The 17,224-nt window shown below is 71.2% G+C and carries 14 protein-coding genes; 8 read left to right on the top strand and 6 right to left on the bottom strand.

Going from position 1 to position 17,224, the window contains the following annotated elements:
- Positions 1-12: 12 nt before the first annotated feature.
- Positions 13-564, top strand: coding sequence for a hypothetical protein (locus E6G06_16750; GenBank protein TML88092.1), 552 nt, complete (start codon positions 13-15; stop codon positions 562-564).
- A 19-nt stretch (positions 565-583) separates the two neighbouring features.
- Here the strand turns inward: E6G06_16750 and E6G06_16745 are convergent, their stop codons facing one another.
- Together E6G06_16745 and E6G06_16740 are read right to left on the bottom strand one after the other, a co-directional pair.
- Positions 584-1,591, bottom strand: coding sequence for a kinase (locus E6G06_16745; GenBank protein TML88091.1), 1,008 nt, complete (start codon positions 1,589-1,591; stop codon positions 584-586).
- Positions 1,497-2,456, bottom strand: coding sequence for an LLM class F420-dependent oxidoreductase (locus tag E6G06_16740; protein ID TML88090.1), 960 nt, complete (start codon positions 2,454-2,456; stop codon positions 1,497-1,499). The genes E6G06_16745 and E6G06_16740 overlap by 95 nt, the downstream gene beginning before the upstream one ends.
- A gap of 181 nt (positions 2,457-2,637) precedes the next feature.
- On the opposite strand from E6G06_16740, the gene E6G06_16735 reads away from it, so the two are divergent.
- Positions 2,638-3,228: a deaminase gene (locus E6G06_16735; protein ID TML88089.1), complete on the top strand. Its 591-nt coding sequence runs from the start codon at positions 2,638-2,640 to the stop codon at positions 3,226-3,228.
- A gap of 37 nt (positions 3,229-3,265) precedes the next feature.
- On the opposite strand, the gene E6G06_16730 is transcribed toward E6G06_16735, so the two are convergent.
- Entirely contained in the window at positions 3,266-8,035 is a 4,770-nt protein-coding gene (locus E6G06_16730; GenBank protein TML88088.1) for a hypothetical protein, read from the bottom strand.
- Between the two features lie 57 nt (positions 8,036-8,092).
- Between E6G06_16730 and E6G06_16725 the strand changes: the two genes are divergently transcribed.
- Together E6G06_16725 and E6G06_16720 are read left to right on the top strand one after the other, a co-directional pair.
- Positions 8,093-8,695, top strand: coding sequence for an FHA domain-containing protein (locus tag E6G06_16725; protein ID TML88087.1), 603 nt, complete (start codon positions 8,093-8,095; stop codon positions 8,693-8,695).
- Positions 8,696-8,924: 229 nt separating this feature from the next.
- Positions 8,925-9,830 carry a hypothetical protein gene (locus E6G06_16720; protein ID TML88086.1) on the top strand — a complete coding sequence of 302 codons (906 nt, stop codon included), beginning with the start codon at positions 8,925-8,927 and terminating at the stop codon, positions 9,828-9,830.
- On the opposite strand, the gene E6G06_16715 is transcribed toward E6G06_16720, so the two are convergent.
- The gene (locus E6G06_16715; protein ID TML88085.1) at positions 9,827-10,417 is read right to left on the bottom strand and encodes a DUF2867 domain-containing protein; all 591 of its coding nucleotides are present in this window, start codon (positions 10,415-10,417) and stop codon (positions 9,827-9,829) included. The genes E6G06_16720 and E6G06_16715 overlap by 4 nt on opposite strands.
- A gap of 137 nt (positions 10,418-10,554) precedes the next feature.
- Between E6G06_16715 and E6G06_16710 the strand changes: the two genes are divergently transcribed.
- Both E6G06_16710 and E6G06_16705 read left to right on the top strand, forming a co-directional pair.
- Positions 10,555-11,175, top strand: coding sequence for a TetR/AcrR family transcriptional regulator (locus E6G06_16710; GenBank protein TML88084.1), 621 nt, complete (start codon positions 10,555-10,557; stop codon positions 11,173-11,175).
- A 30-nt stretch (positions 11,176-11,205) separates the two neighbouring features.
- Positions 11,206-11,826 (top strand): dihydrofolate reductase, encoded by a 621-nt coding sequence (locus E6G06_16705; protein TML88083.1) that lies wholly within the window; start codon positions 11,206-11,208, stop codon positions 11,824-11,826.
- A gap of 66 nt (positions 11,827-11,892) precedes the next feature.
- Here the strand turns inward: E6G06_16705 and E6G06_16700 are convergent, their stop codons facing one another.
- Positions 11,893-12,435 carry a hypothetical protein gene (locus tag E6G06_16700; protein TML88082.1) on the bottom strand — a complete coding sequence of 181 codons (543 nt, stop codon included), beginning with the start codon at positions 12,433-12,435 and terminating at the stop codon, positions 11,893-11,895.
- A 64-nt stretch (positions 12,436-12,499) separates the two neighbouring features.
- Between E6G06_16700 and E6G06_16695 the strand changes: the two genes are divergently transcribed.
- Complete coding sequence (locus tag E6G06_16695) at positions 12,500-13,135, top strand: TetR/AcrR family transcriptional regulator (protein TML88081.1); 636 nt, start codon at positions 12,500-12,502, stop codon at positions 13,133-13,135.
- Positions 13,136-13,165: 30 nt separating this feature from the next.
- Positions 13,166-13,957, top strand: a complete 792-nt coding sequence (locus E6G06_16690; protein TML88080.1) for an SDR family NAD(P)-dependent oxidoreductase — start codon at positions 13,166-13,168, stop codon at positions 13,955-13,957.
- An 11-nt stretch (positions 13,958-13,968) separates the two neighbouring features.
- Here E6G06_16690 and E6G06_16685 read toward each other — a convergent pair whose 3' ends face one another.
- Positions 13,969-17,223 (bottom strand): hypothetical protein, encoded by a 3,255-nt coding sequence (locus E6G06_16685; protein TML88079.1) that lies wholly within the window; start codon positions 17,221-17,223, stop codon positions 13,969-13,971.
- Between the last annotated feature and the right edge of the window lies 1 nt (position 17,224).

Genomic DNA, 17,224 nt, shown 5'->3' with positions numbered 1-17,224 from the left:
CAGGAGATCGACATGTCCACGACGGCGACGACGGCAACTGCAGCCGCGCGAACGGCCGCGATCACCCGCTCGTCGAGTCCAGGGCAGCCGTCCCGCGCCACGAACCGACTGAGCCGGCGCGCTCGGAACGTCGCGCTCACCGCCCACATCCTCTCCGCGGCCGGCTGGTTCGGGGTCGCCGTGCTCGTGGCCGCGGCCGCGTTCACCGCGGGCAGCACCCACGATTCGGCGTTCGCCCACGCGCTGTACCACGCCATCGGCGACTCAATCTGGGTCTCGGTCCCGATGGGGCTCATCGCCCTCGCAACCGGTGTGCTGCTCGGCGTCGGCACCAAATGGGGATTGCTCCGGCACTGGTGGGTGGTGGCGAAGCTGGGCATCAACCTCGCCGTCGTCGCCACCGACCTCATCGTCGTCCGGGCCGTCGCCGAAAGCGCACTCGCCAGTGGAGCCGGATCGCGTCCCCTCTACGACGGCCCGATCGCCCATTGCGTCGTTCTCGGCATCGCGACCGTTCTCTCCGTGTTCAAACCCGGAGGACGTACGCCCTTCGCACGGCGATGAGCGCGGTTCGCGATCGACGTCAGGTCGGTGCGATTCGGCGCGCGACCGCACCGAGCGCAGGCCAGTCGGGTGACTCCTGCACGCACCTCGCGAACAGCCACAGGAGGACGCGGTCCTGGTCGAGCCCGAGCAGGCCGGCCATGCGCACCGCCAGACCGTGTGGGTCGGCTTGCAGCCGCTCGTCGCAGTTCAAGAGGTGTTGGAGCACGTCGTAGGTCGGATCGCCGATGTGGGGCTTGGGATCGATGACGAGCCACGGCTCCCGCTCGGACGCCAACACGTTCGCGGCGTGCAGATCGGTGCACAGCATGACGTTCCGCTCGGCGGTGGTCGGGAGGAGGCGGAACAGCTCGAGGCCCTGACGCGCCAGACCGGCATCGACACCCGAGCGGCCGGCGACGATCTTCTGCTCACACTCGTCGGCCCACGCGTCGCACATCAGCTTCAGCGATCGGAACCGGTGACCGGGGGCCGGCTCCCGCCAAAGACGGCGGAGCAGCTCCGCGATGACGACGTCCTGCTCGGGTTCCGGGCGGCTCGCCAGGGTGGTCCCCGGAACGCACCGCTCGAGGAGCAGCGCGACGGTGTCGTCGAACGTCGCCGACGCGTGGAGTCGAACGGCACCGTCGCCATCCCACTCGCGCAGCCCGTCGGCCTCCTGCGCGGCCTCCGGGTGGCTCCATCCGACCTTGAGGACGAGGTCGGCGCCGTCCGCGCCGCGAGCCGGAGCGACCCACGCCGTCTGACCCCCCGGCTGGTACGGCGCACCGAGGGTGAGCCCCCATCGCTCCTCCAGCTCGTGCACGATCGCCGGCAGAGCCGCCAACCAGGCGTGGCGCCCATCGTGCACGACCGCGTCGGCGAGGTTCCGGGGCGGGGACCACGAGTCCACCCCGAATGCTACGACCGGGCGACCACGGCCGCTCCCGCGTTCAGCCGCGGCTGAATCGCGCCGCGATCGCGCGCAGCACGGCGCGGCCGGCGGGATCCTCGGCGGTGGCGGGCACCACGCCCACGACGTCGGCACCGGCGTCGAAGTACGCCGAGATCCTCTCGGCCAGCTCTTCCTGCGAGCCGAGCGCGCAGACGTGCTCGAGCAGCTCGTCCGGAATGCTGCGCGCCAACTCCGACCGAGGGACGCCGCCGCGTGCGCGCTGCACGAGGTCGGCGAAGCCGAGCTCGGAGAACATCTCCCCGTAGCCAGGAGGCGCGAGGTAGACCGCCAGCTGCGCCGCGACCTGCACACGCGCCGCGCGGCCGGGGTCGAGCGCGGCCGCCAGCCAGACCGCCAGCCGCGGTGTCGTTCGGCCGGCGGCTGCGGCCTCCGCCGCGATCGTCGTGCGAACGGCACGGACGCGCTCCGGGGGAACGAGGTTGACGACGACCTCGTCCGCGTGTCGAGCAGCAACTCGCGTCATCGCGGGACCGAAGGCCGCCACGGAGATGCAGGCGTCGGGGAGCGGGTGACGCAGATGGTGGCCGTCGTGGTCGGAGCGCCGGCCCGCTAGGATCGACCGGAGGGAGCCGATGGTCTCCTGCATACGCATCGCGCTGTGGGCCCAGGCGCGGTCGTGCCAGCCGGAGACGATCGCGGGGCTGGAGGCACCGAGCGCGACGTCGACGTGGCTCCCGGTGAGGGAGGCCACCGACGACGCCGCAAGCGCCATCGACACCGGACTTCTGACGCCGATCGCCATCGGGCCGAGCTTGAGTCGCAGGCCAGGCGCGCGATGCCCGACGGCGGTCGCGAGCGCGGGAGCGTCGTAGGTCGCCATCTCACCGATCCACAACGCTTCCAGCCCGGCACCCCGAGCCGCGAGCGCGATGTCGAGCGCCTCGTCGTCGGGTCGATCGAGCCAGAAGGGCAGCACGGCCTCGATCTGACGGCTCACGCGTGTGATCCTCTACGCCCACGATCCCGAACGCCACGAGAATCCGGTGACGGACGCCGGGCGCGACCTGTTCGGCGCGAGGGCGATGAGTTCAGCGCTCGCAGAGCGTCTGATCCGGTGACGACGCGCAGGAGGACGGCCGCATGCCAGAACGGCCCCGCTGTCCGGGAAGGAGCTCGCCATGGCGACGGTGGTAGCCGGATTCTCGATGTCGCTCGACGGCTTCGTCGCCGACCGGTCCGACAACGTCGGCCCGCTGTTCGACTGGTACGGCAACGGCGAGGTCGAGGTGCGCTGGCCCGGCAACGACATGGTGTCTCACACCACACCGCAGAGCGCCAACTACCTCCACGACCTCATCGACGGCGCAGGCGCGCTCGTCGTCGGCCGGCGCATCTTCGACTACACCAGCGGCTGGGCCGGCCGCCACCCCTTGGGCGTGCCGGTATGGGTGGTGTCCCACACCGTCCCCGACGGTTGGCCCCGTGACGACGCCCGGTTCACGTTCGTCACCGACGGCGTCCCGCGCGCGGTCGCCGAGGCCAAGGCAGCCGCGGGTGACAAGGCCGTCGGCGTCGCGGGACCCAACATCGCCCAGCAGTGCCTCAACCTCGGCTTGCTCGACGAGGTCCGCGTCGATCTCGTCCCCGTGCTGCTCGGCGACGGCATCCGCTTCTTCGACAACCTGGCCCGCGCACCTTCGATGTTCGAAGACCCCGAGATCACCGAAGGCGACCGAGTCCTGCATCTCCGCTACCTGGTGCGGCGGTAGGCGTCGGAGGCCCGCCGCGCGATGCGGACGGAGCGCATCAGCGCCCGCAGGTCTTGCGGTACTGCCGGGCGCCCACGTGCTGGCGCCACTCCGCCTTGGTGAGGTCGCGGCCGACGAGCTTGCAGGCGGCGTCGACCCACGAAGACGGACGCAGGTCCCACGTCACGACCGAGCCGTCCACCACCGGCGTGAACAGGGTCTGACCGTCGGGCGAGAACGCGGGACGGCTGGGGTAGGGATGGTCGATGCCGAAGGTGCGCTCGGTGTACGGCGTGCGGCCCGGGGTGAGCTCGTCGCCGATGGGAGTGCCGGTGGCCGCATCCCACACTCGCGTGGTGCCGAGGCCGCCGGTTGTCGCCGCCAGGGTCGAGCCGTCCCGGCTGTACGCGACGCCGTCTACCTCGAAGCCGAGCCCCTTCAAGGCCGGGCCGAACGGGCGGTGGGTGGCGATGTCGAACTGGCGGACGGTGCCTGACGGCGTGCCGACCGCGATGGTGCGGCCGTCAGGCGCGATGTCGAGGGCCGTCACCGAATCGTCTTCGGGTGAGAGGTTGCCGCCGACCGGCGTATATTTCGACCCCGCTCGGTAGAGACGCAGCACGTTGTTGTCGTTCGCCACCGCGAGCGTCCGGCCGTCGGGGCTCCACGCCAAGGCGACCGGAGACCCACCGGGCTCGACGATGCGCGACGCCACCTCGCGGTCGTGCACCGGGTCCCAGAAGGCGACGAACCCCGCGTCGAGCAGCCCGACTTCTTCGCCCGGATGACTCTCCACGGCGATGGCGACCACACCGGTCACGGGGTTGAAGGCGGTCGCCCACACGTGCGCGCCGCCGAAAACACGGCTGCGTAGCGTCCGCAGACCGGGGAAGGTCGCGACAACCACCGCGCCGGCGGTGTCGCCGCTCACGACCCGCTTGCCGGCGGCGTCGAGGTCGACGCTGTACACCTCGCCGCCCCGGTGCGCCGACCGCACCGCCCGCGCCGATCGTCCGCGGAGGTCGCGCACCGCTACGGCGCCGTCGGCCCCGCCGCTGAGCACGTAGCGGCCGTCGGGTGAGACAACCACCTGAGTGGCGACCCTCTCGTGATCGGCGTGCGTCCCGCCGATCGCACGGTTGCCGTCGAGGCGCCAGATGGCGCCGGTGCGGTCGAGCCCGGCGGTGGCCAGGCGGCGGCCGTCGGCACTGAAGCTCACGTCGTTCACGTTGGCGGCGTTGGCGGCCAGCGGTGGGCCGAGGGCGGACCCGGATGCGACGTCGAACAGCTGCGTGCGGCCGGCGCGGTTCGCCACCGCCAGCATGGCGTCGTCGGCGCTGAACGCGATCGACGTGGGGGCCACGTCGCGGTCGGCCACCACGTCGAGACGGGTTGCGCCCGTGGTCGTGTCGAGGATCCTGGCCTTTCCGGATTCGAGGCCGATCGCAAGCATCGAACCGTCCGAGCTCAGCGCCAGCGCGCTCAGCGCGTCGTCGGTGGCCAGCGCGATGTGCCGGCGCTCGGTGCGGGTGGCGACATCCCATACGGCGGCGCCGTCACCGTCGGGCGCGGTCACCACCGTGCCATCACCGCTGGCGAAGACGAGGTTGTCGTCCGGGTAGTTGTCGGTCAGTCGCCACGGCTCGCCGCGGGGTTGCCACGTGCCCGTGTCCCATACCACGACCGCGAGATGTGACTTTGCCGGATCGTCGAACGAGGCCCCGCCTTGAGTGAGGAGCGTCCGGCCGTCGGCGCTGAAGGCGGTCGCGGTCAGGTTGCCGGCCGGGCTCTCGACGTTTTGGAGCAACTGCCGCCGCGGGAGGTCCCATACCTGCAGGTGGCTGATCGGGTCGCCGTTCGAGTCGAGGGACACCGCGGGAGCGACGAGTGTCCGTCCGTCGGGGCTGATGCCGACGTCGAGCACGAGGGCCTTACCGTGGCGCAGGGTCGCAACGCGTCGGTGGGTGCCCGTGTCCCACAAGATCGTGCCGGTCCCGTCCGACGTCGGCGTGGCGAGCGTGCGACCGTCAGGCGTGAAGGCGGCCGCCCCGAGCCCCGAGTCGGTGCCGTAGATCAATCCCTCGAGCAGCGGGTGCGCCTCGAGCGCGGACAGCAGCGCGCTGCGGGTCTCCCCGCTGTTCTCGCGACGCTGCGCCTCGACGGCCAGCAACAGGCCGACGTCGGGCTGGCGCTCGATGACCGAGCGCGACACGGCCGCGAGGCGGGCCACGTCGGCGTGGTCCCGCGATTGGCCGGCCTGCCGGCCCCGGACGACCGCGATGCCGCCGCCGATCATGGCCAGCACGAGGGCGACGGCCACACCGACCAGCGACGTGCGCAGCCGCCGGTTGGCGCGGGCCTGCGCCTTCTGCACGCGCTGCTCCTCGGCCGCGCTCTCGTGCAGGAACTCCTCCTCGGCCTCCGACGCCTGGGGACGACGGTCGAGCCACTCGAGGGCGCGGGCCAGACGGGGACCGCGGTAGAGCTCGCTGGGCTCGCGCCCGCCGGCCGTCCAGGCCTCTGCGGCGATGGTCACCTGGCGCTGGACCCTCAGGTCGTCGCGCTGGTCGGCCAGCCACGTCCGCAGTTGGGGCCACTCGCGGATGAGCGCCTCGTGCGCCACCTGCACCGTGCCCGCGTCGATCGCCACCAGCCGCGCCGCGGCCAGGGCGGCCATGACACGGTCGACGCGCTCGCCCCGCTCGCCGGCCGGCCGCAGCTCGGTGAGGGTCGCCCGCCGGCGGGTGTCGTCGATGCCGTCGCCGGGCTCGACCAGTCGCAACAGCGACTGCTGGGCGATCTCGCGGTCGATGTCGTCGAACGCGGCCAGCACGTGGTCGGCGGTCGCGCCGATCGCGCCCGTCACCCCGCCGGTGGAGCGATAGGCGTCGAGGGTGAGGGTGCGACCGTCGCGTTCCTCCCACGTCGCCCGCAGGGCATGGGCCAGCAACGGCAGCGCTCCCGGCTCGCCCTCCACTTCGCTCACCAGCAGCTCGACCAGCCCGGGCTCGACCCGGAGGCCGGCCCCCGCGGCGGGCTCGACGATCGCCGCGCGCAGCTCGTCGGGCACCATAGGGCCGAGCAGCACCTGGTGGCCGGCGATCTCGGCGGCCAGGTCGCGGTAGGCGGCGCACGGACCGTAGAAGTCGGCCCGGAGCGCGAGCGCCACCGGTCGGCGGAGGCGGAGAAGCGCGTCGACGAAGGCGGCCCGTTCGCGGGGCGCGTCGACCTGGGTGAACAGCTCTTCGAACTGGTCGACGACGAAGAGGCGATCGGTGTCACTGTCGACGTCGTCGAGGGTGGGTGTCGTGCCGGGCGTGATGACGTCGGCGCCGGCGTCCCAACGGGGACCGACGCCGGCACGCAGCACGCTCGACTTGCCGCTACCCGACGCGCCGATGACGGCAACGAAGGGATGGACTTTGAGCCGCTCGACGAGGTCGGCCACGACTCCGTCGCGACCGAAGTAGCGCTCCGCGTCCTCGGGGCCGAACGCGATGAGGCCGGGGTAGGGGCACTCGGTGCCGGGCGGGGGCGCGTCGACGCCGGGAGCCGACAGGGCGAACACCTGCTCGCGCTCGCTGCGACCCCGGAGCTTGGTGGGACCGAGGTCGACGAGCTCGGTGTCGGGCGGCAGGTGGTCGCGCACCAGCGCCGCCGTGTCCTTCGACAGGAAGACCTGGCCGCCGTCGGCGAGCCCTCGGAGCCGGGCGGCCGTGTTCATGGTGAGGCCGAAGTAGGCGCCGTCGCGCTGTTCGGCCTCGCCCGTGTGCAGCGCGGCCCGGGCGCGGATCGTCACGCCGGACGGCCATGTCACCGCCGCGAGATCGCGCGTGAGGTCGATGGCGGCGCCGAGGGCCGAGAGAGGCGAGTCGAACACCGACACGGTCGAGTCGCCCTCGCCCATCGAGTCGATGAGACGTCCACCCCGGCGTTCGACGGCGGTGGCGATGGTCTTGTCGTGCAGCACCAGGGCCTGCGACATCACCACCGGCTGCGCCTCCCACAGGCCGGTCGAGCCCACGATGTCGGTGAAGCAGAACGTGAGCACGCCGGTGGGCAGGGAGCTGGCCCACCCGGCCCGCAGCCGCTCGACCAACTCGCCGGGGGTGGCCGGTCGGCGGGCGGGGTCGGTGGCAAGGCCCTCGCGGATGGCCGACTCGAGCTGGTCGACGAGCGCGGGGTCGACGCCCTCCCACGACGGGCGGATGCCGGTCGGCGCCGCGCCGGTGAGCAGGGCGAAGGCGGTGGCGGCGAGAGAGTAGATGTCTGCGGCCCGGGTGCTCTCGCCGCGGGTGAAGCGCTCTGGAGCCGCGAAGCCGGGGGTGCCGCCACGCCGGCCCGGGCCGCTGATGGTTGACGAGGCGCCGAAGTCGACCACGGCCACCCGCCCGCCTTTGGTGAGGATGAGGTTGGCGGGCTTGATGTCGCCATGGAAGACCGGCGGGTCCTGGTTGTGGAGGTGGGTGAGGGCGGCGGCGGCGTCGGCCAGCCAGCCGAGGACGAGAGTGGGTGGAAGGCCGGGACGGCCCTCGGTGTGCAGGATGCGGTCGAGGTTGGTGCCCGCAACCCAGTCCATGACGATGACGTAGTCGTCTCCGTCGAAGAAATCCTCCCGGACGATCGGCAGGTGGGGGCTCGGCGGCAGGCCGAACAGGATGCGGGCCTCGCTCAGCAGGGCGCCGCGGTCGGCCTCGGAGCGCACGGCGCGCACCTTGAGGGCGACGGCGCGGTTGTGCAAGTGGTCGAGGGCCTTGACGACTCGACCCTGGCCACCCGAGCCGACCACCTCGAGCTGCTCGTACCGGCCCCTCAGCAGCTCCGGCATGGCATCTCCTTCGATGAACAGATCGTACGAACGGGCGAGTCTCTACGCTCGGTCGTGATGGAGCAGGCCACGGTGGAGATCTGGGCGCTCGATGGCGTACGGCGGGTCGAGCTGGCAGGCGGTCGCACGACTGTCGGCAAGGGCGCGGGCAACGACATCGTGCTCGACGACCCGACGGTGAGCCGGCTGCACGCATCGCTCGAGGAGTTCGGCGAGGGCTGGTGCGTGACCGACCTCGGCTCGTCGAACGGCACCTTCGTGAACGGCGAGCGCATCTGGGCCCAACAGCGGTTGCGCCACGGCGACGAGATCCGCGTCGGGCGGTCGCGCCTGCTGTTCCGGAGCTCGGCTGATGCCGCCGCGTCGCGAACCGAGAACGAGGACGGGCCGCCGTCGCTCACGGCGCGGGAGCGCGACGTGTTGGTGGTGCTGTGCCGGCCGCTGCTCGCCCGTGACCTCTTCACCGAACCCGCCTCCATCAGGGAGATCGCGGCGGAGCTAGTCGTGAGCGAGGCGGCGGTCAAACAACACCTCGTCAACCTGTACGACAAGTTCGAGGTGGGCGACGACTTGACCCGCCGCCGCACCCGCCTGGCCAACGACGCGATCCGCCGAGGCGCAGTCACGATCGCCGACCTGCGCCACGGCGAGGCCACGTGATGCACCCGCGGTCGCTGCCTTCCTCGCATGTTCGCATGGTGCGGGCCCGGACCCCTGGTAAACCATGGGCCGAGGAGGTGCACGCGCGCTGCCGGGTGGCAAGGCGAACCTCACCGTCCGGGAGCCCCCGGCCCTTTCCACACGGTGAGATTCGCCTTGCCGTGCAGCATGGCGCGTGTGCTCCGTGAACCCATGGTTCGCGGGGGCACGCCGTCGCACCATCGGAACCATGCGAACAACAAAGACACGGCCTCGTCTGATCCGGGTGGCTCTTGCCGCATGCGTGTCGTTGCTCACGCTCCTCTCTGTGTTGGCGTCGCCCGCACTGGGCGACGACGGCGAAGAGGACCGTGCTCGACCAAACGCGTTCTACCTGTCGCTCGGTGATTCGATGGGGTTCGGACTTCAATTCGACCGGCTCTTCGCGATGCTCGACGCTGGGACCTACACGCCGGACGCGTTCAACACCGGTTACACAGACGTGTTCGCGGCGCGGATGCAGCGGCACCGCCCGGATCAACAGACGGTGAACATGTCCTGCCCGGGGGAGAGCACCGACACGATGATCAACGGCGGCTGCTTCTTCACCTTGCCCGAGCCGGAAGGGGCCGGCCTGACGCTCCACACGAGTTACTCCGGCTCGCAGCTCGATGCCGCGGTCTCGTTCCTACGCTCGCATCGACACCGGGTCGGCCCCGTCACGGTCTCGATCGGCGGTATCGACGCGGCCGACGTCATCGGCGAGACGTGCAACTTCGACGCAGCCTGCATCAGCCGGAGCGGCCTTCGGGACAGCCTCGGCCGAGGTCTCGACCGCATCCTGGGAGCGATCCACACCGCCGCTCCCGACACCGAGATCATCCTCGTCGTCTTCTACAACCCGTTCTCGATCAGCAACCCAGGGACGGACGGGCTGTGGCGGCACAATTACGCGAGTCCGGAGAGGGACGCCGCACGCCGCAACGGTGCGCGCGTCGCCGATGCCTCCGAGATCGTCAACGGAGCTCGGGTCTGCCAACTGACATTCCTCTGCGCGAGCGGCGACAGCCACCCCAACGACGCGGGTTACCGGCGCATCGGAGACCAGATCTTCCACGTCGCCTTCCATCGGCACCTCGACGGGGACGACGACTAGCGACGCAGGTCCACACCTCCACCCCACGTCCGCCCGCCCTCCCGGAACATTGCGGGATAGACGATCAGGTGCCGGAACGGCCTGATCGCGGCCATGTACGCGGTCCCGAGCACACCGTTCGGCTTCACGTAGACGGCCATGTGGGCGCGAAAGCCGCCCGTCTGGTCCGGGACCCAGCCGATGTGCATGACGCCGTGCATCGTCCGGTTCGCGATCTCCGCGGCCCATTCGTCGTCGAGCAGGTACAACGAGGTAAAGGGGAGCGCGTCGAAGTCCGGGCCGGATGGGGCATCGCGCAGATCTGCCGGAAGGCGGTCGCGGAGCGTCGGCACCCTCGAGCCGACGCCGGCGTCGGGGCCGTCCCAACCGAGCAGCCGCCCGATCTTCCACCGGATCGCGAAGAGCGCGCGCACTGCGCACGAAGAGCTTCGTGCCGGGTCGCGCGACGCGATCATCTCGACCAGCCGAGGGAAGTCGTCAGGGCCGCCGCCAACCGGCAGCGCCCACACGTCCTCGAGCCGGAAGTCGCGTGTGAGGTCGTGGATGCGCCACGGCCGCGAGGTGTGCGCCGAGTCCGGGAGCCTCATCCGCGGACCGCGGCCAGGCGCTCTGCGCGCATTGATCCCTGCCGTCATGCTCACCTCGCCTCTCGCCGAACCGACCGACAGTCTATTACCGACTAGTAGTCGGTGACCGATGGTCGGTCAGCTTGGTACGGTGGCGAGTGCCTGTCAAGCCGCTCCGGGTCCGCCAAGCCGAGGCAACGCGCAGCCTCCTCATCGAGGTGGCCCGAGAGAGCTTCACCGAGCACGGCTACGCGGCGACGTCGATCGACGACATCATCCAGCAGGCGGGCGTGGCGCGCGGCGCGCTGTACCACCACTTCTCGGGAAAGGAGGCCCTCTTTCGCGCCGTCTACGAGACGGTCGAGGCCGAGGTCGTCTCCCGCGTCATGGAGGCAGCCGGGTCCCGGACGTCACCTTGGGAAGCGGTGCGCGCCGGCCTCTCCGCCTTCCTCGACGCCTGCCTCGAGCCCTCCTTCCGTCGCATCGTGGTGCTCGACAGCGTGTCGGTCCTGCAGTCGAAGGTCTTGGAAGTCGGCATCGACCCGGTCGAGTTGCCGATGCTTCGGACGGTCCTCTCGCCGCTGCTCGGCACCACCACCTTCGGAGGGATGGCCCTCGACGCGCTCACCTACGTAGCCCTCGGCGGTCTCTACGGCGCGTCGCTGTACATCGCGCGCGCCTCGGACCCGCCCGCCGCCAGAGCCGAAGTCGACCTCGTCCTCGACACCCTCGTCAGCGGTCTCCTCGGTGGCGCCCCCGGCCCAGACCGTTTGCGATGAGTCCGGCGGCGGTGCATCGTCTGATCCGACATGCAGATCATCCTCAGTGCTTTCATCAGCCTCGACGGTGTCGTGCAGGCTCCCGGCGGCAAGGACGAGGACACCGACGGCGGGTTCCGGCACGGCGGCTGGTCGATGCCGTTCTTCGATCCCGAGTCGATGGGAGCGGTCATCGGCGAGGTCATGGCGCGCACGGAGGCGTTGCTGTTCGGACGGCGCACGTGGGACGGCATGGCCGCGGCCTGGCCGGGGCGGGCGGGCGATCCGTACGCCGACCAGATGAATGCCATCCCGAAGTACGTCGTATCGCGCACACTGTCGGCGAAAGAGGCATCGTCGCGCTGGAACAACACGACGCTCATCGGTGGTGGCGACGGCGATGCGATCGACGCGATCCGGTCGCTGCGAACGACTGGCGGTGACGGCGGCCTGCAGGTCTGGGGCAGTGCCTCGCTGGCTCGCCAGCTCGTGGAGAACGACCTCGTCGACGAGTACTGCCTCATGCTCGAGCCGACTTTGCTGGGCGGTGGAAAGACGATCTTCCCGTCCGACGGACGATCTCGTCAGCTCGAGCTCGTGTCGGTGACGCAGGCGAAGACGGGAGTGCTCATCTGCGCCTACCGGCCGGCGGGGCCCGCAGCCGTCGCGTAGAACCTGCGGGCAGCCGGTCGCGGCGCCGAACGCTCATGCCGTCACGAAGCCGGCGGTTAGGCGAGCTCAGCCGTCGACCTGGCTCGGGATGGAGAAGGGGTCGAACAGATCGTCGCCACAGCCGCGGCAGACGCCCTCGGTCGCGGGGGTCACGCCTTCACACTGCTGGCAGAAGATGACGCGCTCGCGCGGCGTGGTCAGCTCCCACAAGGCAGCGAAGTGGCTGTACTGCCAGCGGTGGCGGAACAGGTCGCCCATCGCCGCTTGATGCTCGTCGCTCGAGAAGAACGCATGGGCGTCGGCCGCGGTGTGCCAGAGGGCGAGCAACGTGTAGTGCGGTCCATCGGCGAAGGTGAAGCGGCGGATGAACCCGGGCGCCTCAGCCAGTCGCTCCATGAGCCCGGCCGCGGTGAGCCAGAACGCAGCGGCCCGCTCCTCATCCACGAAGGTCGCCTGAAGGATGAGCACGGCCGCGGCCGCCTCCGGTCCGAGGTGACCCTCCGGTCCTTGCTGCGTCGCGAGCATCGCCGGGACGATGCGCACACCGTCGATCGCAGCCATCCTGGCGATCGCCTCCGCCGGCGGGGGTTGGGTCAGCAATTCGAGCAACCGGTCCTCCTCAAGGATTATCCGACATATTGTCGGATCAATATGTTGACTGTAGGATGAACCCGTGGCTGGCGTCAAGAAGAAGCGCAGGTACTCCTCCGCCGTCCGCGACGAGCAGGCCGCCCGAACCCGAGCGCGCATCCTCGACGCCGCGTCGGAGCTCTTCCTCAACCGCGGCTACGCCCGCACCACGATGAAGGACATCGCAGACGGCGCCGCCGTCGCCCGGGACACCGTCCACGCGACGTTCGGCAGCAAGGCACAAGTGCTGACCGCTCTCATCGACCTTCGCTTGGTGCCCGATGGCTCGGTGGCCAACGTCACGCAGCGGCCCGACGCGCAGGCCATCAAGGACGAGGTCGACCAACGAACGCAGATCGAGCTCTTCGCGCGGTTCATCACACGAATCTCGGCGGAGCTACGACCCGTCTTCGAGATCCTGCGGACCGCGTCGGCCGTGGAGCCCGAGATGGCGAAGACCTTCGAGGAGATGGATCGCTTCCGCATGGACAACATGCAGCGGTTCGCGAAGTGGATCGCCGCCCGCGGGCCACTGCGCGTCAGCACCCGACGGGCGGGCGAGATCATCTGGGCCCTCGCCAGCCCCGACGTCGGTCGCATGCTCTGCGACGAGCTGGGCTGGACGCAGGCGCAACACGCGCGTTGGCTGGCCGACACCCTCATCCGGACACTGCTGTAAAGCTGACCACCTCCGAGAAGGGATGACGAGATGGAGTTGCACGACAGGGTGGTGATCGTAACCGGCGCGTCACGCGGCATCGGGGCCGCGGTCGCGAGCGCCGTCGTGGCGAAGGGCGCAGCGGCGGGGCTCATCGCGAGAACGGGCGGCGATCTCGAGGATGTGCTCGCGCAGCTCGGTCATCGAGGCGCGGCAGCCACCGCTGACGTCGCTGACCCTGTGGCGCTCGCTCGAGCGATCGCAGCCCTCGAGGCCGAGCTCGGGCCGATCGATGTGCTCGTCGCCAACGCCGGCATCGGCGCGTACGGGCCGTTTGCCGACATCGAAGCGGATGAGATGGAGCGGCTCGTCAAGGTCAACGTGCTCGGGACGATGTACGTCATCCGGAACGTGCTCCCCGGCATGATCGCCCGCCGCCGAGGTCACATCGTCACGATCGGGTCGATCGCCGGTCGCATCGGCTCGCCGTTCGAAGCCGCGTACTCCGCGACCAAGTTCGCAGCAGTGGGTCTCACCGAGGCGTTGGCGGTCGAGGTCGAGCCCTACGGCATCGGCGTCTCCGTCGTGAACCCGGGCCCGGTGGCGAGCAGCTTTGGAGAAGCCCGGGGTCACCCGTACGACCGCGACCGGCCGAAGCCCGTCGCGCCCGCGCAGGTCGCCGACGCCGTCGTCGACGCGATCGAGCACGACAAGCGTGAGCTGTACGTCCCTCACTGGTTCCGCCCGGCGGTCGTCGTGCGCCACTTGGTGCCACCGATGTTGCGTTGGGGCACCAGGCGAAGCTTCCGAGATGAGCTCGCGGCCGACGGCGCGACGCGGTAACGACGACGTGGCTACCCGGGGCCGGGCGCGCCGTCGCGGTCCAGCCGCGCCGCCACCGCGGTGAGCCGTCGTCGCACGCCGGCGAGACCGAGCGCGCGGGCCGCCGATTCGGTTGCGGCGACAAGTGACGTCGCCCGCTCCACGTCGTCCGGACCGCCGCGGTCGAGCAGCGCAGCCGCCAACTCGGCCGCCGTCATCGTCGAGAAAGCCCGCCAGCCGGCCCGGTCGTGCAGCGCCAGCGCGGCCTCGAGGTGCTCAACCGCACGGTCCGGTCGTCCGCAGCTCGCGGCGAGGACACCGAGCACGCCATCGACCGCGCCCCAGAACGCCCAACCCGCCCAGGCAGCCACCTGTCCCCGTCTCGACAGGAGGAGCTCGTAGATCCGACCGGCAGCCTCGACGTCGCCGATCCCCGCCGCGGCGTAGGCGAGCAGCGCGAGCTCCGCGCGCCCACAGACGGTGCGGGCACGGGCCTCGAGGCCTCCCTCGGCCGCGCACTCTGCCATGACTCGGCGCGCCTCAGCCGAGTGACCTCCCTCGGAATGAGCCAACGCCAAGGCGGGCCGGACGAACATCATCGAGGACGGCAGTGCCTCGATCAGCGCGGCAGAATCGCCCAGGCGCCCTTTGAGCCACGCCGCCATCATCTCGGAACCCAGTAGATGCGACGCGAAGCCTGACGCCAGCTCCGGGTCGTCGCGGAACCGGGCGAGGCGGCGCCGCCAGTCGTCCCAGTCGCCCGACAGCAGGGCATCGGTCATCGCGAACAGCTGCACGTTCGCCTCGGAAATGCCGGTCTCGTCGCCGTAGCGAGCCGCGAAGTCGGCGGCAGCTTCCCGCGCGGCAGTGACTTCGCCCGCACAGACCAGTTCGCCGATACGGAAGCTCTCGGTCTGCACCCGGAGCACCCGAGGCGACAGCCTGAGCGACGGTGCGACCGCCTCGTCGGCATGGGCGACAGCGGCGAGGATGGCGTCGACGGGCGTTTCGAGCCGGTCGACGAACATGTGGTTGCCGGTGAGCGCCAACCCGAGCACGGCCCAATCCCCGGCCGCTCGGGCTCGAGCGGTTGTGGCTTGCAGCAGGTCGATGCCGGCATCGACCTCGCCGGCCTGCATGAGCTCGCCCGCGTAGACCACGTCCACGGGGCCCCGCCACGCGCTGTCGGGGGCCAGCGCGGCGCGCGCGTCCCGGAGTGTCTCGAGGCTTCCGGGGACGCCCATGGGCTGCCCGAACCGGGTCGCGAAGACCGCCCAACCGGCGAGCTCGGTCGCGCCGATGGCGGCCGCGGCGGTGGCGGCGGCATCGGCGAGGGTTTGGCCAAGCGCGGGGCGGCCGCTGCGGCGGAGCACTTCGGCGAGCTCCAGCTCGGCGGTGATGCGGCCGGCGACATCGCCGTCCGTGCCGGCGATCCGGGCGGCAGCCCGATACTGGTCCTCGGCCTCCTCATAGGCGAGAAGCTGGCCGGCGCGGCGGCCGGCCCGCATGGACCAGGCGTAGGCGGGACCGTCGGCTCGAAGATCGCCCGCCTCGCGGTAGTGGTGGGCGAGGTGGGCGGCGTGCTCGTCGAGCCGGTGGGCGTGGAGGTCCTCGATGGCGGCCGCCACGCGGCGGTGCATGCCGGCGCGCCCGACCGACGTCAGCCCGTCGAGCACGGCGGTGCGCACCAGGCCATGCCCGAACCGGAGCCGGCCGGCAACTTCTGGCACCTCGGTCAGCACGCCGCGGGTCAGTGCCGCCCGGGCGGCATCCATCTCTACACCGGCCGCGGTGGCGGCGACCGCGACCTCGACCTCGAAGCCGGCGATGGCGGCGGCATGCACGAACCGCTGGGTGGCAGCGGGCAGCCGCTCGACCCGGTCCGCAACCGACTGGCGGACGGACTGCGGCACGCCGGCCGGGCCACCGTCGTCGAGGCCTCGGCGGAGCTCGATGACGAAGAACGGGTTCCCGTCGCTCGCCGCCCACACTGCGTCGAGGTGGCGCCGATGAGCCGACCCCAGCAGACGCGACACCGCCGCCTGTTCCAGGCCGTGCAGGTCGACTTCCAACGTCGGCACGTCGCGGCGGAGCTCGACCAGCCACTTGACGAGCGACCGATTCTCGCCGAGGTCCGAGTCGCGGTACGTGCCGACGACCATGATCGCCGCGCCGGGTTGGCCTCGCAGCGCATGGCGAAGCACGGCGAGCGAGGGCTCGTCCGCCCACTGCAGGTCGTCGAGCACGACCAACGCAGGGCGATCACTCGCGAGGCGAGCGAGGACCGCCACGACCGCCTGGAAGACCACGAACCGCTCACCGGCCGGCTGGCCGTGCACGGGGATGCGCTCCCGCAGCTCCGGCAGGACGAGCACGAGATCAGATGCGACATCGCCGGCAAGCGCGGCGACCTCGCTGCCGGAGAGCCGGTCGATCGCGCCGCCGAGCGCCTCCGCGAACGGCTGGTACGGCCGCAGCGGCTCCTCGTCGCACCGCCCGTAGAGCACGAGCGCGCCGGTGTCGGCGACGAGCTCGGCCAGAGCACCCGCCAGGCGGGTCTTGCCCACGCCGGGCTCGCCGCCGACGAGGGCCACCGAGGCCCGACCACCGGCCGCCGCCGACCAGGCATCGCGCAGCGACGACAGCTCGCGCTCGCGGCCCACCAGTTCGGCGTCGCCGTGGAGCCGCAGCGCCGCGGGCACCGGCGGCGCGGCACGGCGGCGTAAGTACTCCAACGCCACCTCGGGATCGGGGAGGTCGGCGTGCCCAATGGCGTAGAGGTGCTCGGGCCCTGCGACGTCGCGCAGCCGATGCTCGCCCAGGTCGACCAATACCGCACCGTCGGGGACACCATCGGCAGCCAGTGCCGCGGTTGCGGCCGTGGCGAGGATGGTCGAGCCCGCGGCAATGGCACGAACCCGCGCCGCGCGGTTGACGGCCCGGCCGTAGTAATCACCGTCGCGGACCTCGACCTCGCCGGTGTGGATGCCGACCCGCACCCGCAACGGCTCGGCGGTGGGCCAATGCTCGGCCGTCAGCGCGCGCTGGAGGCTCACGGCCGCGATGACGGCGGCGCCCGCCCGTTCGAACACGCAGAAGGTGGAGTCGCCCTCGCCCTTGCTCTTGACCAGCCTCCCCCCGGCGGCTTCAGCCGCGGCGCGCACGATGTCGTCGTGACGGGCAACCGCCGCTCCCATGACGGTCGGGTCGCGCTCCCAGTGGGCGGTGGACCCCTCGATGTCGGTCAGCAGGAGCGTCTTGACCTGGCTCGTGGCCGTGGCAGGCACC

It is taken from the genome of Actinomycetota bacterium (genome assembly GCA_005888325.1).
GTDB lineage: Bacteria > Actinomycetota > Acidimicrobiia > Acidimicrobiales > AC-14 > AC-14.
This window is presented reverse-complemented; position numbering and strand designations above follow the sequence as displayed.

What these genes read in the sequence shown, in the direction of transcription:
- E6G06_16750 (TML88092.1), top strand. Translation starts at nt 13, where the DNA reads ATGTCCACGACGGCGACGACGGCAACTGCAGCCGCGCGAACGGCCGCG.
- E6G06_16735 (TML88089.1), top strand. Translation starts at nt 2,638, where the DNA reads ATGGCGACGGTGGTAGCCGGATTCTCGATGTCGCTCGACGGCTTCGTC.
- E6G06_16730 (TML88088.1), bottom strand. Translation starts at nt 8,035, where the DNA reads ATGCCGGAGCTGCTGAGGGGCCGGTACGAGCAGCTCGAGGTGGTCGGC.
- E6G06_16725 (TML88087.1), top strand. Translation starts at nt 8,093, where the DNA reads ATGGAGCAGGCCACGGTGGAGATCTGGGCGCTCGATGGCGTACGGCGG.
- E6G06_16720 (TML88086.1), top strand. Translation starts at nt 8,925, where the DNA reads ATGCGAACAACAAAGACACGGCCTCGTCTGATCCGGGTGGCTCTTGCC.
- E6G06_16715 (TML88085.1), bottom strand. Translation starts at nt 10,417, where the DNA reads ATGAGGCTCCCGGACTCGGCGCACACCTCGCGGCCGTGGCGCATCCAC.
- E6G06_16705 (TML88083.1), top strand. Translation starts at nt 11,206, where the DNA reads ATGCAGATCATCCTCAGTGCTTTCATCAGCCTCGACGGTGTCGTGCAG.
- E6G06_16690 (TML88080.1), top strand. Translation starts at nt 13,166, where the DNA reads ATGGAGTTGCACGACAGGGTGGTGATCGTAACCGGCGCGTCACGCGGC.